Source organism: Parafrankia colletiae, from assembly GCF_001854655.1.
Classification (GTDB): Bacteria; Actinomycetota; Actinomycetes; order Frankiales; family Frankiaceae; genus Parafrankia; species Parafrankia colletiae.
Window position 1 is genome coordinate 161,450 of sequence record NZ_MBLM01000025.1, and the last position, 22,531, is coordinate 183,980.

The 22,531-nt window shown below is 72.5% G+C and carries 16 protein-coding genes; 10 read left to right on the forward strand and 6 right to left on the reverse strand.

What is annotated here, in order from left to right:
- Entirely contained in the window at nucleotides 1-4,935 is a 4,935-nt protein-coding gene (locus CC117_RS05000; protein WP_071082566.1) for an ATP-dependent helicase, read from the reverse strand.
- Between the two features lie 185 nt (nucleotides 4,936-5,120).
- Here CC117_RS05000 and CC117_RS05005 point away from each other — a divergent pair, with 185 nt between their 5' ends.
- From CC117_RS05005 to rny, 4 genes are all read left to right on the forward strand, one after another.
- Nucleotides 5,121-5,315: a DUF3046 domain-containing protein gene (locus CC117_RS05005; protein WP_071082636.1), complete on the forward strand. Its 195-nt coding sequence runs from the start codon at nucleotides 5,121-5,123 to the stop codon at nucleotides 5,313-5,315.
- Between the two features lie 278 nt (nucleotides 5,316-5,593).
- Entirely contained in the window at nucleotides 5,594-6,631 is a 1,038-nt protein-coding gene (recA, locus tag CC117_RS05010) for a recombinase RecA (RefSeq protein WP_071082567.1), read from the forward strand.
- A 98-nt stretch (nucleotides 6,632-6,729) separates the two neighbouring features.
- Entirely contained in the window at nucleotides 6,730-7,335 is a 606-nt protein-coding gene (gene recX, locus CC117_RS05015) for a recombination regulator RecX (protein ID WP_071082637.1), read from the forward strand.
- A gap of 1,071 nt (nucleotides 7,336-8,406) precedes the next feature.
- Nucleotides 8,407-10,089 carry a ribonuclease Y gene (gene rny / locus CC117_RS05020; RefSeq protein ID WP_407673474.1) on the forward strand — a complete coding sequence of 561 codons (1,683 nt, stop codon included), beginning with the start codon at nucleotides 8,407-8,409 and terminating at the stop codon, nucleotides 10,087-10,089.
- 79 nt (nucleotides 10,090-10,168) lie between these two features.
- Here rny and CC117_RS05025 read toward each other — a convergent pair whose 3' ends face one another.
- The 4 genes from CC117_RS05025 to CC117_RS05040 form a co-directional block, all read right to left on the reverse strand.
- Entirely contained in the window at nucleotides 10,169-11,038 is an 870-nt protein-coding gene (locus CC117_RS05025; protein WP_071082568.1) for an amino acid ABC transporter permease, read from the reverse strand.
- Nucleotides 11,035-11,715: an amino acid ABC transporter permease gene (locus CC117_RS05030; protein ID WP_071082569.1), complete on the reverse strand. Its 681-nt coding sequence runs from the start codon at nucleotides 11,713-11,715 to the stop codon at nucleotides 11,035-11,037. The genes CC117_RS05025 and CC117_RS05030 overlap by 4 nt, the downstream gene beginning before the upstream one ends.
- 90 nt (nucleotides 11,716-11,805) lie before the next feature.
- The gene (locus CC117_RS05035; RefSeq protein WP_071082570.1) at nucleotides 11,806-12,771 is read right to left on the reverse strand and encodes a glutamate ABC transporter substrate-binding protein; all 966 of its coding nucleotides are present in this window, start codon (nucleotides 12,769-12,771) and stop codon (nucleotides 11,806-11,808) included.
- Nucleotides 12,772-13,021: 250 nt separating this feature from the next.
- Nucleotides 13,022-13,756 (reverse strand): amino acid ABC transporter ATP-binding protein, encoded by a 735-nt coding sequence (locus tag CC117_RS05040; protein WP_071082571.1) that lies wholly within the window; start codon nucleotides 13,754-13,756, stop codon nucleotides 13,022-13,024.
- A 455-nt stretch (nucleotides 13,757-14,211) separates the two neighbouring features.
- Between CC117_RS05040 and miaB the strand changes: the two genes are divergently transcribed.
- The 6 genes from miaB to hflX all read left to right on the forward strand — a co-directional run bounded on the left by miaB (nucleotide 14,212) and on the right by hflX (nucleotide 21,200).
- A complete protein-coding gene (miaB, locus tag CC117_RS05045) occupies nucleotides 14,212-15,720 on the forward strand; it encodes a tRNA (N6-isopentenyl adenosine(37)-C2)-methylthiotransferase MiaB (RefSeq protein ID WP_241829846.1) in 1,509 nt (502 codons plus the stop codon).
- A complete protein-coding gene (locus tag CC117_RS05050) occupies nucleotides 15,717-16,598 on the forward strand; it encodes a class III extradiol ring-cleavage dioxygenase family protein (RefSeq protein WP_071082573.1) in 882 nt (293 codons plus the stop codon). Before miaB ends, CC117_RS05050 begins: the two co-directional genes overlap by 4 nt.
- Entirely contained in the window at nucleotides 16,595-17,494 is a 900-nt protein-coding gene (gene miaA / locus CC117_RS05055; protein ID WP_071082574.1) for a tRNA (adenosine(37)-N6)-dimethylallyltransferase MiaA, read from the forward strand. Before CC117_RS05050 ends, miaA begins: the two co-directional genes overlap by 4 nt.
- A gap of 105 nt (nucleotides 17,495-17,599) precedes the next feature.
- Nucleotides 17,600-18,553 carry an EAL domain-containing protein gene (locus CC117_RS05060; RefSeq protein WP_071082575.1) on the forward strand — a complete coding sequence of 318 codons (954 nt, stop codon included), beginning with the start codon at nucleotides 17,600-17,602 and terminating at the stop codon, nucleotides 18,551-18,553.
- Nucleotides 18,554-18,570: 17 nt separating this feature from the next.
- Nucleotides 18,571-19,527 (forward strand): diaminopimelate epimerase, encoded by a 957-nt coding sequence (dapF, locus tag CC117_RS05065; protein ID WP_071082576.1) that lies wholly within the window; start codon nucleotides 18,571-18,573, stop codon nucleotides 19,525-19,527.
- Nucleotides 19,528-19,700: 173 nt separating this feature from the next.
- Nucleotides 19,701-21,200, forward strand: a complete 1,500-nt coding sequence (gene hflX, locus CC117_RS05070) for a GTPase HflX (RefSeq protein ID WP_071082577.1) — start codon at nucleotides 19,701-19,703, stop codon at nucleotides 21,198-21,200.
- 190 nt (nucleotides 21,201-21,390) lie between these two features.
- On the opposite strand, the gene lexA is transcribed toward hflX, so the two are convergent.
- Nucleotides 21,391-22,137, reverse strand: coding sequence for a transcriptional repressor LexA (lexA, locus tag CC117_RS05075; protein ID WP_071082578.1), 747 nt, complete (start codon nucleotides 22,135-22,137; stop codon nucleotides 21,391-21,393).
- Nucleotides 22,138-22,531 lie beyond the last annotated feature (394 nt).

The window sequence follows — 22,531 nt, forward strand, 5'->3', positions numbered from 1 at the left end:
TCACCCGCGCAGCCGCAGGCCGCGTGGGGTGGGGTGGAAACCGGCTCCTTCGAGCGCCGCGCCGAGCGCGCTGCCGACCACCGCGGCCCCGTCAGCCTTCTCGACCGCGAGCCGGCCCAGCGAGCCTGCGCGGACTGCGTCGGCCAGCGCACCGACGGCCGGCCCGAGCAGGTCGGGCGAGTCCGTCCAGGACAACAGCGTTCGGCCGCCGCGCTCCACATAGAGCACCAGTTCGCCGTCGACCAGGACGACGAGCGCGCCCGCCTTGCGGCCGGCCCGGTGACCGGCCCCACCGCCGCCCCCACCGGTCCCGTTGCTCGCGTTGGCCTCGCTGGCCGCACCGGCTTTGCCGCCCCCGCCTGACTCTGCCTGGCGCGCGGGCCAGGGCAGGGCGGCTCCGTACGGGTTCGCGGGATCAGCGGCCGCCATCACGATGGCCCCGCTGCCGGCCGCGGCGCTGGCCCCACCGCCGCCTCGGCCGCGGGCTCCGCCCCCGAGAACGTCTCCGACCCCGATGCCGGCGGGGCCACCGCCGTTTCGAGCGGCCGCCAGGCGCAGGGCGGCGGCGTGGCCCGAGCCCGCCGGCACCGTGCCCGCCGCACCCGCGCGGGTGAGACCGGTGGCTGTGCCGCTCGGTGCCACCGCCCCGTACCCGGCGCTCGGATCGGCGGCCCAGGCGGGCTGGTCGGCGGCGTCGCGCTGCGCGCCGGCGATCGCACGGAGGCGGTCCACCGCGCCGGGGACGGCGAACTGCGCGGCGCCCAGCGATTCGACGAAGTAGCCGCGGCGGCAGCGCCCCGCCTCCTCGAAGGCGGACAGCACCCGGTAGACGGCGGCGAACCCGCCGGGGGTGCGCTCGGCGGCGACGGCGCCGCGGGTGACGATGCCGTGCCGGTCGAGCAGTGCCTCGGCCAGCGCATGCGCGCGGCGGGTGGGGTCGATCTCCCGCTCCGGCAGCAGTGACCAGCGGCCGCCGACTGTCGGCGGGCCGGTCCGGCGCGGCATCGCGGGCCGGCTGCGGCCGTAGCGTGCCGCCCGGCTCCGCGGGGCGCGCCGGGCGGAATGCGTCGGATGCCCGGCGCCGAGCTGGACGCGCAGCGCGGCGAGCGTGTCGTTGGTGATCAGGCCGGCCCACACCAGATCCCACAGCGCGTTCGCGAGGGCGGTGTCGTCGAGGCCACTGGTCCGGTCGGCCAGCGTCCGGAAGAACAGCGCCTGTCCGTCGCCGAGAGCATCCAGGATCTCGCGGTGCACCGGGCTGTCGGCCGCCTCGAGATCCGGTGGCGGGAGCAGATCCTCGGCGGCGTCGGCCAGGACGAGGGTGACCCAGCCGTCGTTGCCGGGCAGCCCGCCGGCGCCGGCCCACAGCACCTCGCCGGTGGAGCACAGCTCGTCGAGCATCGCCGGCGCGTAGTCGCCGACCCGCGCAGGGAGCACGAGCTGCTCCAGCGCGCTGGCCGGCACGAGCGCCCCCTGCAGCTGCTCGACGGCCCGCAGCACGCCGTCGACCCCCCGGCCGCGACCGCCGGTGACCGACTGCCAGGCCGGCAGGAACGCCCCCATCGCCCGGACGGGAACAGCCTCGACCTCCTTGCGCAGCGCCGCCAGGCTGCGCCGGCGCAGCGCCCGCAGCACCCCGGCGTCGCACCACTGCTCGCCCGCACGGTCCGGGTGCAGCTCGCCGTGCACCAGCCGGCCGTCGGCGGTGAGCCGCTCGAGCACGCCCGTGGCCACGGTGATCCCGAGCCCGAACCGACCGGCGATGTCCTCGGACTCGAACGGCCCGTGCGTGCGCGCGTACCGGGAGACGAGGTCGCCGAGCGGGTCGCGGACCGGCTCGGTGAACGCCGCCGGCACCCCTACCGGGAGGGGAACTCCGAGCGCGTCCCGAAGCCGGCCGGCGTCCTCGACCGGCACCCAGCGTTCCGCTCCGGCGATGCGGACCCGGATCACCCGGCCGGCCCGCTCCAGCTCCTCCAGCCAGGGCGCCGTGGCACCGCGCGCCAGCGCCTCCTCGGTGCTGAGATCGCCGAGGGCCCGGAGCAGGTCGGCGGTGGTCTCCGCGTCCCGCGCATGCCGCTCCGGGGCCAGYCGCTGCAGCTCCGCCGTGATCCGCTCCAGAGACCGCGGGTCGATGAGCTCCCGCAGCTCGGCCTCGCCGAGCAGCTCGGCGAGCAACGAGCTGTCCAGCGAGAGGACCTGGGCGCGTCGTTCGGCCAGTGGCGCGTCCCCGTCGTACATGAAGGCGGCGACGTAGCCGAACAGCAGCGACGAGGCGAACGGGGACGGCGCGGTCGTCTCCACCTCGACCACCCGCAGCGCCCGGGCGTCGACGTCGCGCATCAGACCGACCAGGGCGGGGACGTCGTAGACGTCCTGCAGGCATTCGCGCATCGTCTCCAGTACGACCGGGAAGTCGCCGAACGTCGAGGCGACGGACAACAGGTGCGCGCTGCGCTGACGCTGCTGCCACAGCGGCGTGCGCCGCCCGGGGGTGCGGCGGGGAAGCAGCAACGACCGGCTGGCGCACTCGCGGAAGCGGCTGGCGAACAGCGCGCTGCCGCCGACCTCCGCCCGGACGAGGGCCTCGATCTCCTCCGGCTCGAAGACGACCAGCTCCGCCCCCGGCGGTTCGGCGGCGTCCGGAACCCGGGCGACGACCCCGTCGTCGGTGTGCATGACCTGGACCTCGGAGCCGTACCGCTCGCGTAGCCGGGCGCTGATCGCCAGCGCCCACGGTGCGTTCACCGGTGCGCCGAAGGGTGAGTGGACCGCCAGCCGCCAGTCGCCGAGCTCGTCGCGGAACCGCTCGACGACCAGGTGCCGATCGTCGGACAGGCGGCCGGCGGCGGCCCGCTGTTCCTCCAGGTAGCTCAGCAGGTTGCCGGTGGCCCACTCGTCCAGCCCCGCCGCACCGACGCGGGCCGCCGCGTCGACGGGACCCATCGTCGACAGCTCCCGCAGGAAGGCGCCCAGCGCCCGGCCCAGTTCGGCGGGCCGCCCGGGGGCGTCGCCGTGCCAGAAGGGCAGCCGGCCGGGCCGGYCGGGCGCGGGGGTGACGAGCACCCGGTCCGGGGTGATCTCCTCGATCCGCCAGCTGGACGAACCGAGGAGCACGACGTCGCCGACCCGCGACTCGTAGACCATCTCCTCGTCGAGCTCGCCGACCCGGCTGGCCTTCTCCCCGAGCAGGAAGACCCCGAACATCCCCCGGTCGGGGATGGTTCCGCCGCTGGTGACGGCCAGCCGCTGTGYACCCGGCCGGCCGGCGAGCACACCGGTGGCCCGGTCCCAGGTGATGCGGGGCCRCAGCTCGGCGAAGTCGTCCGACGGGTAGCGCCCGGCAAGCATGTCCAGCACGGCCTCGTACGCCGAGCCGGGCAGGCCCGCGAACGGGGCCGCCCTGCGCAGCAGCACGCCCAACTCGTCGACCTCACGGTCCTCCATGGCGACGATCGCGACGATCTGCTGGGCCAGCACGTCCAGCGGGTTGCGCGGGTAGTGCACCGCCTCGATCCGCGCCGCGCTCATCCGTTCGGCCACGACCGCGCACTCCACCAGGTCCGAGCGGTGTTTGGGCAGGACCACACCCCGGCTGGCGGCACCGACCTGGTGGCCGGCCCGGCCGATCCGCTGCATGCCGGCCGCGACACTGGGTGGGGACTCGATCTGCACCACCAGATCGACCGCGCCCATGTCGATGCCCAGTTCCAGGCTGGACGTCGCCACCACGGCAGGCAGGCGGCCGGACTTGAGCTCCTCCTCGATCAGCGCGCGCTGCTCGCGGCTCACGCTGCCGTGGTGGGCCCGGGCGACCTCCACCCCGGCCGGTGGCGCGGCCGAGCCGGCCTGGCCCATCAGGGCCGCCGGAGCCGTCACCGCCCCGGCCGCCCCCGAGGCGGGACGGACCTGGCCGGCCGCCTCGTCCGCACTCCCACCCGCACCCGTACTCACACCCGAACCCGCACCGGCCAGCTCGGCGGCCAGGGCGAGACGGTCCGCGTACAGCTCGTTCAGCCGGGCGCACAGCCGCTCGGCGAGCCGTCGCGAGTTCGCGAAGACGATCGTGGAGGAGTGGGCGAGGATCAGGTCCAGCACCCGCTCCTCGACCGCCGGCCAGATCGACGCGCGCGGCCCCGCTGCCGCCGCCGGGCCCTCGGGGACGCCCTCGGCCTGCTCACCGAGGCTCGCCATGTCCTCGACGGGGACGACCACCTCGATCTGGAGGGTCTTCGCCGACGGCGGCCGGATGACGCTGACCGGCCGCGCCCCACCGAGGAAGCGGGCGATCTCCTCGACCGGCCGCACCGTCGCCGACAGCCCGACCCGCTGCGCGGGAGCGTCCAGCAGGTCGTCGAGGCGCTCCAGGCTGAGGGCAAGGTGCGCCCCCCGCTTGGTGCCGGCGACGGCGTGCACCTCGTCGACGATCACGGTCTGCACGCCCCGCAGTGCCTCCCGTGCGGCACTGGTCAGGATCAGGAACAGTGACTCCGGGGTGGTGATCAGGATGTCCGGTGGAATGCGGCCGAACGCACGGCGCTCGGCGGCGGGGGTGTCGCCGGACCGGACACCGACAGACACGTCCGGGACGGGCCGGCCGATCCGGGCCGCGGCGGCGCGGATACCGGCGAGCGGCGCCCGGAGGTTGCGCTCGACGTCGACCGCGAGCGCCTTGAGCGGGCTCACGTACAGCACGCGGCACCGGCGGGTCGGGTCGGCCGGCGGGCCGGAGCGGGCCAGCCCGTCGAGTGACCAGAGGAAGGCCGCGAGCGTCTTGCCGGACCCGGTCGGCGCCACGACCAGAGCACTGCCGCCCCCGGAGACGGCGGCCCACGCCTCGGCCTGCGCCGGCGTCGGCGCCGCGAACGAGGACGCGAACCACTCCCTGGTGGGGGCCGAGAAGGCTGCGAGCGGGTCCGATGCGGTCACGCACACAGTCTGCGTCGTCCCACCGACACAAACCTCGCATCGCCGTCCGCACCACCATCCGGTTGCACGCTCACCGCCGGCGGTGGACGTGCCGGGACCTCCAGGGCCACGTGCGACGCCGGGGCCGACGACCAGTGCCGACGACCGGCGCCGCACGCAGGGCCGTGGCTGGCGGCGTGCACACTGGTCCGGTGCGACTGACGGAGTTCTGGGCGAACATGAACAGCCAGTTCGGTACCGCCTACGCCGACTCGCTCGCCCGCGACCACGTGATTGCTGGTCTGGGTGGGGCGACGGTGGAGGCCGCCCTGCGCCGCGGCGACGACGCCAAGGCGGTGTGGCGTGCCGTCTGCGACGAGTTCGGCGTGCCCGTGCGCGACCGCTGAGACCCGGACGCGACTTTCCGTCGCCGGGTGATGACTCCTGGTCGTGGATGCTGTCGGGATGGTCGTGGTGTGCCGGGTCGCCTGGTGCGGAGTGTGGTGGAACCACCCGATCGGGTGGGCCGTGGCGTGTCGCCGAAGACTCGAACGGATGTTCGGCTACTGTTGTCCACATGCGCTCCGATGTCCACAGAACCGACCCGGCTCTCGAAACTGTCGGACCCACCCCCTAGCGTCGGATCGTGGCCAAGACTCGACGACCTCAGCATGGAGTAACTCCAATGGCAGGACCCGACCGTGAGAAGGCGTTGGAGAACGCCCTTGCGCAGATCGACAAGCAGTTCGGCAAGGGCTCGGTCATGCGCCTGGGTGACGACACCAGGCCGCCGGTCCAGGCGATCCCCACCGGATCAATCGCTCTTGATGTCGCGCTCGGTATCGGAGGCCTTCCGCGCGGRCGCGTCGTCGAGATCTACGGGCCGGAGTCGTCGGGAAAGACGACGGTTGCCCTGCACGCCGTGGCGAACGCGCAGGCGGCCGGGGGCATCGCGRCCTTCATCGACGCGGAGCACGCCCTTGATCCCGAGTACGCCGGGAAGCTGGGTGTCGACACCGACGCGCTGCTGGTTTCCCAGCCCGACACGGGTGAGCAGGCGCTGGAGATCGCCGACATGCTCATCCGCTCCGGCGCGCTCGACATCATCGTCATCGACTCGGTGGCGGCCCTGGTGCCGCGTGCCGAGATCGAGGGGGAGATGGGTGACAGCCACGTGGGCCTGCAGGCCCGGCTGATGTCCCAGGCGCTGCGGAAGCTCACCGGAGCGCTCGCGAACTCGGGCACCACCGCGATCTTCATCAACCAGCTCCGCGAGAAGGTCGGCGTGATGTTCGGCTCCCCGGAGACGACCACCGGTGGAAAGGCGCTGAAGTTCTACGCCTCGGTCCGCCTTGATGTTCGTCGCATCGAGACGCTGAAGGACGGAACCGAGGCGGTCGGTAACCGGACCAGGGTCAAGGTTGTCAAGAACAAGATGGCGCCGCCTTTCCGGACGGCCGAGTTCGACATTGTCTACGGCGGCGGTATCAGTCGTGAGGGTTCGCTCATTGATATGGGCGTCGAGCACGGGATCATCCGCAAGTCCGGTGCCTGGTACACCTACGACGGAGACCAGCTCGGCCAGGGCAAGGAGAACGCGCGCTCGTTCCTGCGCGACAACCCTGATCTGGCCAACGAGGTCGAGAAGAGGATCAAGGAGAAACTGGGCATGGTCCCAACGCTCGACGCGGACGCCCCCGCTCCTGTCCCGGTCGATCTCTGACCGGGCGCGCCGTGCCCGGCCCCGAGTCGAGTCGGCCGTCACACCTCCACGAAGCGTCCGCAGACCGCGGCGAGTCGGATGAGGGGTTCCTGCCGATCATGCGTGCCGCTGCTGTGGATCCGGCGAGGTCCACAACGGCCAGTGCGGTACCCGCGCGGGAGGGCCGCCCGGCGCGGCGCGGAGCAGCAGTCGCCGACCCGCTGGAGGCGGCGCGGGAGATCTGTCTGCACCAGCTGGCGGCCCGGCAGCGTAGCCGGGCCGAGCTTGAAGCCGTGCTCCGGCGCCGAGGTGTCGCCGAGGAGATCGCCGAGCAGGTGCTCGATCGCCTGACGGAAGTCGGGCTGGTCGACGACGAGGCTTTCGCTGCCGCTTTCGTCTCGTCGGCCCGGGCCGGGCGCGGCCTGGGGCGTCGGGCGCTCGCCGGCGAGCTGCGGCGGCGAGGGGTGGATCCCGAGGCGTCGGAGACCGCGCTGGCCGCCGTCGGCGCGGAGGACGAGGAGGCCACCGCGCGGTCGTTGGTGGCGCGGCGGCTGCGTGCGATGGAGGGCCTGCCCGCACCGGTGCGGGTCCGTCGGCTGATCGCTCTACTCACCCGAAAGGGCTACTCGCTCGACCTCGCGATGCGGGTGGTGGCCGAGGCTGCGCCGACCGAGGACGAGGAGGCCGATGCCGGCCTGGGTGACGACGCATACGACCTGCGCTAGGCCGGGCTGTGTCCGATCCGGGCCCGGCAGCGTCGACGAAAGCGCGAGTGCCAGCCGGTCGTCCGGTGTCTGTGGTTCGCCCACGTTTTTCTTGACCGGATGAAAGCGGCAGACCTACCCTTTCCCCAAAGGTGCGAGGACTCCTGCTCGTAAGCGGTCCAGATAGCTGGCACAACTTCACATCAGGGCGAGCGTTCCTTCGGGCGCCGGTGGTCGCGCGCCCTTCCTGCCTGGTTTTTCGGCCGGGTGGGTACTGCTGGCGACCCTGGTTTTGGGTGTCGTCGGTGCGTGTAGTTCGTCCAGCGGTTGGTCCGGTCCCGCGCCCCACGCCTGTCCTGGCAGGCACAGACGGAAGCGGGAGGAGCAACCGTGGGTGCCGCCCTCATAACGCTTCTCGTGCTGCTCCTTCTTGCTGTCGGCGGCCTCACGCTGGTTCTGCTACGCCTGGTGCGGGCTGGTGGTCTCGGTGTGATCAGCGCGGATGCGGGCGAAGTCGCCCGCCGGGCACACATACCGGATGCCCGGACGGCGACCACGGATGTGAGCGCCGAGGCAGTGCTCGATCCACCTCGACCTCCGGTCGCGGCGGGCGGCACCCCACCGGCCGGAACTCCGTCGGCCAGCACCCTGCCAGTCGGTACCCCGTCAGCCGGCACCTCGCCGGACGGCGAGCAGCCACGAACCGCCGCGGCGGGAAAGACGCTGCCAGACAGCCTGCAGGCGGCGGGCCCGCCGCCGGGCAGCGAGCGGTCGGATCCCGCTGACGCAGCTCAGTTCGTGGAAGGGCCGCCGGCAGGACATGACGAGCCACCGGGCACCATCACCGAGCCGGCAGAGAACATCACCCTGGTTCCCGGCGTACCGGCGGACGCGGTGGCCGGCGATGCGGTCGCTGGCGGAGCAGGCCCGGTCACCGCGACAGCCGCAGATCCGGACAGAGCTGCCGGCGCGGAGGCGGAGCCGTCGCCGGAGAGCGGGGCGGCGGCACCGGTCGCCGAGGTGAACGAGTCGTCCGGCGGTGTGCCGGCGGCGGGCGGGGCCGACCCGGCCACGCGGCCGCCCGACCCGCCCATGGCGGGTGCGGACACTGCTGTGATCGTGGATGAACGGGCGGCGGAAGCGAGCCGATCCGAGCTTGCCGAGATCTCCGCCCGGCTCGCCGAGCTGCGGCGACAGGCGCGTGACGCCGAGGAGGACGCCGAACGGGCCCGCCGCCGGGCTGACCAGGACGCGGCCGAACAGGCCGCCCGGGTCGACCGGGAGGCCGCGCAGATCCGTCGGCACGCGCAGGAGGCCGCCGAGGCCATCCGGGCCCGGGCGGTCGCGGACGCCGAGCTGCGGGCCTCGAAGGCGGAGGCGGAGGCCCGTGAGGCGGTGCGAGCCGAGAGGGAGCAGGTCCGCGCCGAGCTCGCCGAGAACCTCCGGACCGAGCGGGCGGAGCTGCGGGGCTGGGACAGCCGTCTCACCCAGCGCGAGCAGCGACTCGCTGACCAGACCACGTCCGTCGAGGAGCGGATCCACCGACTGGAGACCCGTGAGGGGGAGCTCGTCGCTCGCGAGGCGGGGCTCGACGCACGGGACACCGATCTGGCCGGGTTGGAGACGCACTGGCGGCGGGAGCTGGAGCGGGCTGCCGGCATGACCGCGACGGAGGCACGGAGCGAGCTGGWCAAGGTGGTCGAGGACCAGGCCAGGCTCGACGCCGCGGTCCGGGTCCGGGACATCGAGACCCGCGCCGAGGAGGAGGCGGAGGAGCGGGCCCGCCGGATCGTCACCCTCGCCATCCAACGGGTCGCGTCCGAGCAGACCGCCGAGTCGGTCGTGTCGGTGCTGCACCTGCCAAGCGACGAGATGAAGGGCCGGATCATCGGGCGCGAAGGGCGCAACATCCGGGCCTTCGAGTCCGTCACGGGTGTCAACGTGCTCATCGACGACACCCCGGAGGCCGTGCTGCTGAGCTGTTTCGACCCGGTGCGCCGGGAGACGGCGCGCATCACGCTGGCGGCGCTGGTGTCGGACGGGCRCATCCATCCGCACCGGATCGAGGAGGAGTACGCCCGGGCCGAACGCGAGGTTCTCGCGAAGTGCGTGCGGGCCGGGGAGGACGCCCTCATCGACGTCGGCATCGCCGAGATGCACCCCGAGCTGATCACGTTGCTCGGGCGGCTGCGCTACCGCACGAGCTACGGGCAGAACGTTCTCGCGCACCTGGTGGAGAGCGCGCATCTGGCCGGCATCATGGCCGCCGAGCTGCGGCTGCCGCCGGCGATCGCGAAACGCGGCACGCTCCTGCACGATCTCGGCAAGGCGCTGACCCACGAGGTCGAGGGCTCGCACGCGATCGTCGGCGCGGAGATCGCCCGCCGATACGGCGAGCATGAGGACGTCGTCCATGCCATCGAGGCGCATCACAACGAGGTTGAGCCGCGTTCCATCGGCGCGGTGCTGACCCAGGCCGCGGACCAGATCTCCGGGGGGCGGCCCGGGGCGCGCCGGGACAGCCTGGAGTCGTACGTCAAGCGCCTGGAACGTATCGAGCAGATCGCGGGGGAGCGCCCCGGTGTCGAGAAGGTCTTCGCGATGCAGGCCGGTCGCGAGGTGCGGGTGATGGTGGTGCCCGAGCAGGTCGACGATGTGGCGGCCCACATGCTTGCCCGCRACGTGGCCCGGCAGATCGAGGACGAGCTCACCTACCCGGGGCAGATCAGAGTGACCGTCGTCCGCGAGACCCGCGCCATCGGTCTGGCCCGCTGACGGCGGCCCCATCCGGAGCAGCCCCCGCTCTCGGAGCTGCCTCCGGCCTGTGGTCACCTCCAGGACCGGGTTGGTGGTGTCAGGGCGCCAGCTCGGCGGGGGTGTCTCCCACGGAGGTGTCCCCCGGAGTGCGCGCGGGCCCGTCCGCCCGGGCGGACTGCCGCCGCTCCAGCCAGCGCGCGATGAGCGACAGTGTCCCGTTGACGATGATGTAGATGACGGCCAGGGTGGTGTAGATCGGGAGTGCGTACCGGCCGCCCAGGAACTCGACGGCGGAGCGGCCCTGCCGGAGCAGCTCGGTGTAGCCGATGACGAAGCCGAGCGACGTGTCCTTCAGCAGGGTGACGAGCTGGCTGACCAGGGTGGGGCTCATCCGCCGCACGGCCTGCGGGAACTGGATCAGGGTGAAGATCTGGGTGCTGCGCAGGCCGAGGGCCTCCGCCGCCTCGGTCTGGCCCCGGTCGATGGAGAGGATCCCGGCGCGGAAGATCTCGCTGAGCACAGCCCCGTTGTAGGCGGTGAGCCCGATGACGAGGGCCCAGAACGCGGTCAGGTTCACGCCGAGCTCGGGCAGGCCAAGGTAGGCGAAGAAGATCAGCATCAGCAGAGGCAGGCCACGTAGGACCTCGACCACCGCGGTGGCCGGGCCGCGGACGAACTGCCGGCGGGACAGCCGGGCGAACGCGAGTGCCGTGCCCAACACGACCGCGAGCACCATCCCGGTGGCGGCCGCCCGGAGGGTGTCGAGCAGCCCCTCCCAGAGCAGTGTCCGCAGCTCGGGCTCGTCGGCGAAGACCTGCCACAGCTCGGGGTCGAGCTGGCCCTTGTCCGAGAGACGCAGCATCGCGAGYACGACGAGTGCGATCAGCAGGGCTGCTGCCACCAGGCTGGCAAGCAGAATGCGTCGCCGGCCGCGCGGGCCCGGCGGGTCAGCCAGGACGAGGCTCATCGGGGTACCGCCGCCAGCCGCCGCTCGGCGAAGCCGACCCCCGCCGCCAGGGAGAGCGTCAGGATCAGGTAGCAGACGATGCCGGCCAGCAGGACGGCGATGACGTCGCTGGGGTTGGCCGTGGTCAGGCCCTGGCTCACACCGGTCAGCTCCTGTACTCCGAAGGCCGCCGCGATCGAGGTGTTGCGGATCAGTGCGCTTCCCACGCTGCCCAGCGGCTGGATCACGTTGCGGAACGCCTGCGGCAGGATGACCAGCCGCAGCGTCTGGGGGAAGGTCAGGCCGAGCGCGCGGGCGGCCTCGGCCTGACCGGCGTCCACCCCGTTCACGCCGGCGCGCACGGCCTCACACACGAATGCTGTGTGGTAGACGGTCAACGCCACCACCGCGAAGGTGAAGTAGCTGAAGACGATATCGACCTGCGGCAGGACGAAGACGACAAAGAAGAACACGACAGTCAGGGGAGTGTTGCGCACAATCTCCACGTAGGCCGCCCCCGCCCAGCGTAGTGGCGGGACCGGGCTCACCCGCATGGTCGCGAGGATGCTGCCGAGCAGCAGCGCCGCGACGGCGGCGAACAGGCTCAGGAGAAGTGTCCGCACGAAACCCTCGCGGAAGACATCGAGGTTGTCGAGGACGGCGTCGATGAGGGACCACCCACCGGTCGGGGACGGCACCCGCCCCGCCGCCCGTGCGGGTCAGGCACGGGCGGCGGGCCTGCGATGCGTCAGGACTGCCTGCTGGTGATCAGAAGGCGTGGCCGCGGATCAGGAGGTGTAGTTGTCGACCGCCGGCGGCGTGGGCATGTCCGGCTCGACCTTGCCGATCGTCGACTCGTAGGCATCCTCGTACCGGCCGTCGCTGTAGGCGGCCGTCAGGGTCTCGTTGATGAAGGTGCGGAAGTCGTCGTCACCCTTCGCGATGCCGATGCCGTAGGGCTCCGTGCTGAACGGCTCACCGACGAGCTTGAAGGTGTCCGGGTCGGAGTCCATCAGACCGAGCAGGATCGCGTTGTCTGTCGTGACCGCGTCCACCTGGCCGTTCTTCAGGGCCTCGGCGCACTTGCTGTAGACGTCGAACAGGACGAGCTCGGCCTGCGGTGCCTCGGTGCGAATCCGCTCCGCCGGCGTCGAGCCGCTCACCGAGCAGACCTTCTTGCCTGCGAGCGTGTCCTTCCCGGTGATCGCCGTCTCGTCCGCCCCTACCATCAGCGTCTGGCCAGCCACGTAGTACGGACCGGCGAAGTCGATGACCTGCTTGCGCTTGTCGTTGATGGTGTAGGTCGCGACCACCAGGTCGACCCTGCCCTGCTGGATGAAGGGCTCCCGGTTGGCCGAGACGGTCTCGACGAACTTCACCTTGTCCTCGGGGATGCCGAGCGCGTTCGTGATGATCTTCGCGATCTCGACGTCGAAGCCCTCGGGCTCGCCGCGGAGGTTCTTCAGGCCGAACAGCGGCTGGTCGAACTTGGTGCCGACGGTGATCGACCCGGCCGACTGGAGCTCGGCCATGGTGCTGCCCGCGGGGAACGTCGTCGCGGCGGCGGCGGCAGGTGCCTCGTCGTCGCTGTCGTCGTCGCCGCAGGCCGCGAGGGCTAGGGACGCGACCATCGCCGCGGTGAGAACGAACGCCGCCCGGCGCGGCGACCGACGGGAGGCCACAGTCGGGGCCAGGGCCGGAGCCGGGGCGGTGGGTGCCGTTCGCTGTCTGGTGCGGGTGAACGGCATGCGCATGGGGAATCCCCTCCAGAAGGTGGACTGACATCAGAATTCAGGTACCTGATTGCGTGGTCTCGGTGCGCCCCCGGTTGGCCTTCGCCCGACGACTCTAGTGTCCGCCGGCTACCGGCCAGGAGTAGCCCGGGACAGTCCTTCTCCGGGCTTTCGCCGGTGACCCGGTGCGGTCCGGGTGAATCCGGTCCGGGTGAATCCGGAAGGGGTCGTCACCAGGGTGCCCTCCGATGGTCGCCCCACAGAGGTTCCCTCAATGYGTCAGAACCTTCGCCAGAAATTCGGCCGCGCGCTCACTTTTCGGCGCCGCGAAAAAGGCGTCGGGGGCCGCCACCTCCACCAGCCGCCCGTCCGCCATGAAGACGACGCGGTCGGCCGCCGAGCGGGCGAAGCCCATCTCGTGGGTGACGACGATCATCGTCATACCGGACGCGGCGAGCGACCGCATGACATCGAGCACCTCCTGGATCATCTCCGGATCCAGCGCGGAGGTCGGCTCGTCGAAGAGCATCAGCTTCGGCTCCATCGCGAGCGCCCGGGCGATGGCCGCCCGCTGCTGCTGACCGCCGGAGAGCTGGCGCGGCAGCCGGTCGGCCTTGTCCGCGATCCCGACCCGCTCCAGCAGCGCCTGAGCACGGGTCTCGGCCTCGGCGCGGCGAACGCCGAGAACCTTGCGCGGGCCGAGAGTCACATTGTCTAACACGGTTCGATGCGCAAAAAGGTTGAACGACTGGAACACCATGCCGACCTGAGCTCGCATGCGGGCCAGCTCCCGGCCCTCGGCCGGCAGCGGACGGCCGTCGAAGGTGATGCGGCCCTCGTCAACGGTCTCGAGGCGGTTGACACATCTGCACAGGGTCGACTTGCCGGAACCGGACGGGCCGATGACGCACACCACCTCACCCGGCGCCACGGCGAGGTTGATGTCGTGCAGGACTCGGTTCTTCCCGAAGGATTTTCCGACACCCTCCAGGGTCACGAGCGCCATCGTGCACTCCCGGCGCACCGGTCCGGTGCGAAGAGTGCGGAGGGACGGCTGTCGCGCAGCCGGTGGTGCACGGCCCCGAGGGGTTCATGCGATCGCAGCGTGGTCGCGAGCATTTGAGAATTTTACGTCTGGTCATCCGCATTGGCTATGTTCTGCGGCACTACTGCCAGTCAGGCAACAGTGCATACCACGCCCCGGACCGGGGTACGGACCTGCCTTCGCGTCGACCCGGGYGGCCTTCGGCCTGCTCGCCCTGCGCCCACGGCCGGCCACCGTCGGCCATGGTCGGCATCGGGTGTCGGTCCGCTGGTCACCGTCTCCGAGGCCATCGTCGCGCACTCGGCGCCGTGCGGGCCCGACCGGACGCTCCGGCGCGTCGAACGGCAGTCGGGCGCGGGCCGTAGGCTGGACCGGTGAGTGGCCGCAGCTATCAGGTCCGGACATTCGGCTGTCAGATGAACGTCCACGACTCCGAACGGCTTGCCGGTCTCCTCGAGTCCGCCGGGTACGTTCCGGTCGCGGAGGGGTCCGACGCCGACATCGTCGTGTTCAACACCTGCGCGGTCCGTGAGAACGCAGACAACCGGTTGTACGGAAACCTGGGGCACCTGTACCCGGCGAAGAAGAAGAATCCCGCGATGCAGATCGCGGTCGGCGGGTGCCTGGCGCAGAAGGACCGCTCGGTCATCCGGGACCGTGCGCCCTGGGTCGACGTCGTGTTCGGCACGCACAACCTGCACCGGCTGCCGGTCCTGCTGGAACGGGCCCGACACAACGCCGCCGCCCAGGTGGAGATCGCCGAGGCGCTCGAGGTCTTCCCGAGCAGCCTGCCGGCCCGCCGGGCGAGCCAGCATTCGGCCTGGGTCAGCATCAGCGTCGGCTGTGACAACACCTGCACCTTCTGCATCGTGCCGAGCCTGCGCGGCGGCGAGCGCGACCGTCGTCCGGGCGACGTGCTTGCCGAGGTCGAGGCCCTGGTGGCCGAGGGCGCGCTGGAGATCACGCTGCTTGGCCAGAACGTGAACTCCTACGGCCGCTCGCTCGGCGACCCCGGGGCGTTCGCCCGGCTGCTGCGCGCCTGCGGCCGTGTCGAGGGGCTGGAGCGGGTGCGCTTCACCTCTCCGCATCCGCGTGACTTCACCGACGACGTCATCGAGGCGATGGCGCTGACGCCGAACGTGTGCCCACAGCTGCACATGCCGCTGCAGTCGGGGTCGGATGCCGTGCTGCGCCGGATGCGGCGCAGCTACCGCCGCGACCGTTTCCTCGGCATCGTCGAACGGGTCCGGGCGGCGATGCCGGATGCGGCGATCACCACCGACATCATCGTGGGTTTCCCGGGCGAGACGGAGGCGGACTTCGCCGACACCCTCGACCTCGTCCGCACCGCGCGCTTCGCCGGTGCCTTCACCTTCAAGTACTCCCCGCGGCCCGGAACGCCGGCCGCCGAGATGGACGGCGAGGTCGACCCCGCCGTCGTCTCGGAGCGCTATGAGCGTCTCGCCAGCCTGCAGGACGAGATGTCGTGGGCGGGTAACCGCGCGCAGGTCGGGCGGCAGGTCGAGATCCTCGTCTCCGAGGGGGAGGGGCGGAAGGACTCCGAGACCGGCCGACTGTCCGGCCGTGCGCGGGACGGGCGGCTCGTGCACCTGCTGGTGACCGGTCCACACGCCGAGGACGGCGTYGTCCGCCCCGGGGACGTCATCGAGACCGTGGTGACCAGGGGCGCACCGCATCACCTCACCGCTGACGGCCCGCTGCTCTCCCACCGGAGGACGAGGGCGGGCGACGCCTGGGAGGCCGCCCGGTCCCGTGGCGCTGCGGGTGACCGAACCACGGGTGAGGGCACTGCGGGTGATGGCACTGCGGGTGAGGGCACTGCGGGCGCGGCGGCCGGCGCGGGGCGCCCGGCGGTGGCCCTCGGCATGCCGACGATGCGGCCGAGCAGCCCAGCCTCCCGGTGACCCTGATCGCCGCGGCTGTCTGCCCGCACCCACCACTACTGGTGCCCGAGGTCGCCGGCGTCGACCCGATCGAAGCCCGCGATCACGCCGTGTCGGCGGTGAGCCGGTTGTGTGCTCTCGGTCCGGACCGGATCGTGCTCGTCGGTGACGACGTCCGCGACGCCGTCTACGACGAGACATCCACCGGGTCACTCGCCGGCTTCGGCGTCGACCTCACCGTCCCGCTCGGCGGGCCCGCGTCGCCGACCCCGGAGGCCGCGGCAGGCGGGGCGGGCGGCGGGTGCCGGATGCTGCCGCTTTCACTGACCATCGGGGCCTGGCTGCTGCACGAAGTGGGATGGGCCGGCGCCCGGGCGGCCCACGGTGTGCCCGCGACGACCACTCCGCAGGCGGCTGCCGCGCTCGGCGCCCACCTCGTCGCGGCCGCGGAGGCGGACGGGTCCCGGCTGGCGCTCCTGGTCATGGGCGATGCCAGCGCCCGGCGGACGATCCGGGCGCCGGGGAGCCTCGACCCGCGGGCCGCGGCCCACGACGCGGCCGTCGCCGCCGCACTCGCCGCGGTGGACGCCGACGCGCTGCTGGCGCTCGATCCGGAGCTGGCGCGGGACCTGCTCGCGCCCGGGCGGGCGTCCTGGCAGGTCCTGGCCGGCGCGGTCCACCGCGCGACCGCCGCCGCTCCGGYCGGCGAGGCGGCCCGCCCCGCGGACGCGGCTCCGGTAGACGCGGCTCCGGCGGGCCCAGCCGCCGGGTGGGTGAGCCGGGTCCACTACGACGATGCTCCGTTCGGAGTCGGCTACCTGGTGGTCGGCTGGGAACGTGCGGGTGGTGCGGGCCCGGCCGGGCAGGGAGGACGACCTCCCGCGGGGAGTGTTCGGTGACCGCGCGCCGCGGGCCCGTCGTCGCCGTCGTGGGGCCGACGGGGGCCGGCAAGAGCGACTGGGCGGTCGAGATCGCACTGGACCTCGGCGGCGAGATCGTCAATGCCGACTCGATGCAGCTCTACCGAGGGATGGACATCGGAACGGCCAAGATCCCCGAAGAGGAACGTCGCGGCGTTCCGCACCATCTTCTCGACATCTGGGACGTCACCCGCCCGGCCGACGTCGCCAGTTACCAGGCTGATGCGCGCGCCACCGTCGACCGGCTGCTTGTAGCCGGCCGGGTCCCGGTCATCGTCGGGGGCTCCGRTCTGTACGTGCGGGCTGTCCTGGACGACCTGTCGTTCCCCGGTACGGACCCGGTGGTGCGGGCGAGGCTGGAGCAGGAGCTGGCCGAGGTGGGGCCGGGCCCGCTGCACGACCGGCTGGCCGCGCTGGTGCCGGCAGCGGCCGCGGCGATCCTGCCGAGCAACGGGCGACGCGTCGTGCGTGCCCTGGAAGTGGTGGAGCTGACCGGCACCTTCGTGGCGACCCTGCCGGAGCACCGGTCGGTGTACGACGTCGTCCAGGTCGCCCYGGATCGCCCGGATCTCGACGAGCGGATCGCCCACCGGGTCGAGGCCATGTGGCAGGCGGGGCTCGTGGAGGAGGTCGAGGGGCTGGTTTCGCACGGCCTGCGGGACGGCCGGACGGCATCGCGGGCCCTCGGGTACGCGCAGATCCTGGCCGTGCTGGACGGCGCAATGGATTCCATGGCCGAGGCCAAACAGGCCACAACAAGCGCTACCAGGCGTTTCGCCCGTCGGCAAAGGTCCTGGTTCCGGCGTGATCCGCGGATATCCTGGTTCGCGTCTCCGGACCTCGCCGCGGTGCGACGTCTGGTGAGTTCACTCTGACGTGTGGCCGGCCTCGTGCCGCGGGAGCTTCGCTGATCCGTCCCCGGGTCCCCCCGGGTCTCCCGGCTCGGCGCCCGGCCCGTCCCGGCGTCTGGGGAGTCCGCTGTGACCGCGCTCGACCTTGCGATGGTTCCCGCGCTGTACGCCTCGTTCGACGACGGCACGCTGCGGCTGCACTACCAGCCCGACGTGGACCTGCGCAACGGCTCGGTTCCCGGTATGCGGGCGCATCCCCGCTGGGCGCATCCCGATCTCGGCCTGCTGGGCCCCGCGGACTTCATGTCCGTCGCCAGCGCCGCGGGGCTCGTCGGCCAGGTGCACCAGTGGGTGCTGCGGATGGCGGTGATCGAGGCGCGTACCTGGCACCGGATGGCCGCGGGCACCGCGGTGCGGCCGCCGAGGCTGTGGGTGCGGGTCGAGAGCGGCCAGCTGGAGCGGCCCGACTTCGTCAGCGAGATCGAGCGGCTGGTGATCGGGCGTTCGCTTCCACCCGGTGCGGTCGGCCTGCAGTTCACCGAGGACACCCTGGCCTTCGCTCCACCCGGCCTGCCCCGGCTGCTCGGCCAGCTGCGGGCGATGGGAGTCGCGGTGGGCGTCGACTCCTTCGGTACCTGGTACGGGTCGCTGTCGACCCTCGACCAGCTCCCGCTGGACCTGGTCCGGATCGACGGGCGGTTCCTGCGGGCGACGATCCGCGACCTGGAGGGCCAGTCCGCCTTCGCGGCCATGGTGGGGATCGCGCACCGGCGGCGCATGGTCGTGGTGGCCGAGGGCGTGGACACGGCGGGGCTGGCGGCTGCCGTCGGCCGGATGGACTGCGACCGGGTCTCCGGGCCGCTGTTCTGCCCGCCGGTGCCGGTTGAGGAAGCTCGGCTGATCGCACTCGGCAGAGGGCGGCCGGACCGCTGGTACAAGCCGTCCGCCGAGTCCTGGGAGCACGGCAGCCCGCGCCCGGCCGACGGGCCGGGCGGATCGCCGCACGACCCGCTGAGCGGACGTCCGGCCGGTTACGGGCAGGGCGACCGCCCGCGGGCAGCGGCTGCCGGTGCGGGGGTCTGACGCCGTACGATCGCCGCGTGCGGTACGTCAAGGGACACGGAACGGGTAACGACTTCGTCATCCTGCCGGACGCCGACGGTGACCTCGAGCTGCCCGCCGCGCTGGTGCGGGCACTGTGCCACCGGGGCACCGGAATCGGCGCGGACGGTGTGCTGCGTGTGGTCCTCTCCGCGGCCGAGCCCGCAGCGGAGCAGTTCCGGGGCGAGGCCCGCTGGTTCATGGACTACCGCAACGCCGACGGCTCCGTCGCCGAGATGTGTGGCAACGGGATCCGGGTCTTCGCCCGCTATCTCGTGGACGCCGGCTACGAGGCCGCCGGCACCCTGCTCATCGCCACCCGGGCGGGTCTGCGCACCGTGGAGGTGCCGCCGGCCGGGGACGTCAGCGTCGACATGGGGCCGCCCGAGTTCGCCCCCGGCCCGGTGCCGGTCACCGTCGTGGGCCGGGAGTTCGCCGCTGTGCCGGTCTCGATGGGCAACCCGCACGCAGTCTGCTTCGCCGACGACCTCGGGCCCGCCCAGCTGGCCGGCCTGGACCTGCGGGCGCCCGTCTACCCCGCCGAGATCTTCGCCGACGGTGTGAACGTCGAGGTCGTCGTGCCGACGCCGGGCGGGGTCGCGATGCGGGTGTTCGAGCGGGGCGTCGGCGAGACGGCCTCGTGCGGCACCGGCGCGTGCGCGGTCGCGGTCGCCTGGGCCGCCCGTGAGGGCGGCGGGCCGCCGGCCGAGGTCCAGGTCGACCTGCCCGGCGGACGGCTGACCGTCGGCTGGGACGAGCGGACGGTGGTCCTGCGCGGCCCGGCCGTGCTGGTGTCCGATGGTGTCCTGCGCCCCGAATGGCTGCGGCTGGTGGCCGGGCCACCGGGCGCCGATGCCGCCGCCACTGATCCCGCCGGCACCGACGCTGCTGGCCGGGAGGCCGCCGGCACGGAGGCGGCCCCATCGGCCGCCGGGCGGGCAGCGGCGGGGGTGTAGCCCGTCCCGGGACCCGTCCGGCAAACGGTTCGCGGTCGCGGGCGCATCGTGTCACTCTGGGCCTGTGGATGTTCCGCTGGCGGTCCGACGGGCCGCGGCGGAACCGGCCGTCCCGTCCCGTCCGGGACGGGCTGGAATGACACGGTCACCGGACCGTGTTGAGAACGGATGGTATGAGTCTTCCCGCTGACGCCGTGAGGGCGTCCACCCGGTACCTGCACCAGAGCTCCGACCACGCCGGCGACGGTGTGGTGGTGCTCGACGACACCGATGGCTTCTCGTTCTTCGACGAGCAGGGCGACGGCTTCGACCTGGAGGAGCGCGGGGCGCTTCGCCGGGTCCCGGGCCTCACCACCGAGCTCGAGGACGTCTCCGAGGTCGAGTACCGCCAGCTCCGCCTGGAGCAGGTCGTGCTGATCGGCGTGTGGACCTCCGGTTCGCCCACCGAGGCCGAGGCGTCGATGACCGAGCTGGCCGCGCTGGCCACCACCGCTGGCTCGGTGGTGCTCGACGCGCTGGTCCAGCGCCGCGACCGGCCCGACGCGGCGACGTTCGTCGGCTCCGGCAAGGCCCGTGAGCTGGCGGAGATCGTCCAGGCGACCGGCGCGGACACGGTGATCTGCGACGGTGAGCTGACCCCGGGTCAGCTCCGCCAGCTCGAAGAGGTCGTCAAGGTCAAAGTGATCGACCGGACGGCGCTCATCCTGGACATCTTCGCCCAGCACGCGACCTCCCGCGAGGGCAAGGCCCAGGTCGAGCTCGCGCAGCTCCAGTACATGCTTCCGCGGCTGCGTGGCTGGGGTGAGTCGATGTCCCGGGCCGCCGCCAGCAGCGGTGGCCGCGCACCGATCGGAACCCGCGGGCCCGGTGAGACGAAGATCGAGACCGACCGTCGGCGGCTGCGCGCGCGCATCGCGAAGCTGCGCCGCGAGCTGGTCGGCATGGCCACCGTGCGGGCGACGAAGCGGTCGGCCCGCCGGCGCGGCGCGATCCCGTCGGTCGCGATCGCCGGATACACCAACGCGGGGAAGTCCTCGCTGCTCAACCGGCTGACCGGAGCCGGCGTGCTGGTCGAGGACGCCCTTTTCGCGACCCTTGACCCGACCGTGCGGCGGGCGACCCTGCCCGACGGCCGGGTGTTCACCCTGGCCGACACGGTCGGCTTCGTCCGGCACCTGCCGCACCAGATCGTCGAGGCCTTCCGCTCGACGCTGGAGGAGGTCGTGGACGCCGAGCTCGTCCTGCACGTGGTGGACGGCGCGGCACCGGACCCGATGGGCCAGATCAACGCGGTCCGCGAGGTCCTCGCCGAGATCGATGCGGCTGGGGTGCCGGAGCTCATCGTGGTCAACAAGGTCGACGCGGTCGATCCGACCACGCTCGCGGTGCTGCGCCAGGCGGTGCCGGACGCCGTCTTCGTGTCGGCGCGCTCCGGGGCGGGCCTGGCGGAGCTGGTCGAGGCGCTCTCGGCGCGGATCCCGCACCCGGAGGTCGAGATGTCGTTGCTGGTGCCCTACACCCGCGGCGACCTCGTCTCCCGCATCCACCGGGACGGCGAGGTGCTGAGCATCGAGCACACCGGCACGGGCACGGCGGTGGCCGCGCGAGTGCCGGTGGACCTGGCTGCCGAGCTGGAGCCTTTCCGCGCCGAGGTGCATGCCGTGGCCGGCTGACCGACCCCGGTAGTCCGGTGGCAGAGTGGCCTCAGCCGCGGACCCTGCGCCGCCCCGGGCATCCTTGCTCTCGCGAAGGTGCCCGGGCTGCGGCCCGGGGAGCCGTGCCGGACCGGGCGTAGCCGGGCCCGGGAGGCCATTCAGGGACCACCGTCGGGCACCCCGGCTCGGCCCCCCGCCCCCGGGCGGTTCAGACCCGGCGCATCACGGCGACGATCCGGCCGAGAATCGTCGCATCCTCGGCCGGGATGTCCGAGAAGGCCGGGTTCTCCGGTGCCAGCCACACGCGGCCGTCGCGCTGCCGGAAGCGCTTGACGGTCGCCTCGCCGTCGATCATCGCGGCGACGATCTCGCCGTTGTCCGCCACCGGCTGCTGCCGCACGACGACGTAGTCGCCGTCGCAGATCGCGGCGTTGATCATCGACTGGCCCACCACCCTGAGCAGGAACAGCGTGCCCTCCCCGACGATCTCCTTCGGGAGCGGGAAGACGTCCTCGATGGCCTGCTCGGCAAGGATGGGCCCGCCGGCGGCGATCCGCCCCACCAGGGGGACGTAGGTCGGCGTGCCCCCTTCCACCGCCACGGCCTCCTCGACGGGCCGGCCGGCGATGGCGGCGCGGGCTCGGGCGCCTGTCTTCTGCCCGCCGATCGGCAGCACCTCCATAGCCCGCGGGCGGTTCGGGTCGCGCCGCAGATAGCCCTTCTCCTGGAGCACCTTGAGCTGGTGCGCGACGCTGCTGGTGCTGGTCAGACCGACAGCCTCACCGATCTCCCGGACGCTCGGGGGGTATCCGCGCCGCTCCACCGCGGTGCGGATGACCTCGAGAACCTTCTTCTGTCGCTGTGTGAGGCCCGAGGCGTCCGCGGGGCCGTCGGGAAGATCCCGGACGTTGCCGCGGGCTTCGCCTCGGCGGGTACCCCGTCCCTGGCTGGTCATCGCCTACCGCTCTCCCTGTCGATGCTTCCCCGCCGCGGGCCACCCCGACGGCGGTTTCTCCCTGACCGGGCGGTCGGTGCCCCCGGCTCGTTGTGAGCCACCCGGTCGATCTCTTGTTTTGTCCTATTAGTAACTTCTGACCGGTTCGGCGTGGTTCTTTCGTGCTCGGTTCTTCTCGCACGATCGTCCACAACTGATCGTCCTTGACGGTAGTCGGACGGTCGCCGAATCTCAAACGTCTGTTCGAGCGTGTCGGGGGAAGTGTGCGTGGCGGCCGTGTAAGAATCGCTCAGGCGTTCGATCGAACGGATGTTCGAGCCTGGGAGGTTGGCGTGGCCGACGGCAAGCGTGTGACCAGTGGCAGGGTGCCGGTCGGGTCGGGGTTTCGGGAGTC

Excerpts from the sequence above, each read along its gene's own strand:
- recX (WP_071082637.1), top strand. The coding sequence starts at position 6,730 with ATGCGTGCCGCTGCTGTGGATCCGGCGAGGTCCACAACGGCCAGTGCG.
- CC117_RS05035 (WP_071082570.1), bottom strand. The coding sequence starts at position 12,771 with ATGCGCATGCCGTTCACCCGCACCAGACAGCGAACGGCACCCACCGCC.
- hflX (WP_071082577.1), top strand. The coding sequence starts at position 19,701 with ATGAGTCTTCCCGCTGACGCCGTGAGGGCGTCCACCCGGTACCTGCAC.
- lexA (WP_071082578.1), bottom strand. The coding sequence starts at position 22,137 with ATGACCAGCCAGGGACGGGGTACCCGCCGAGGCGAAGCCCGCGGCAAC.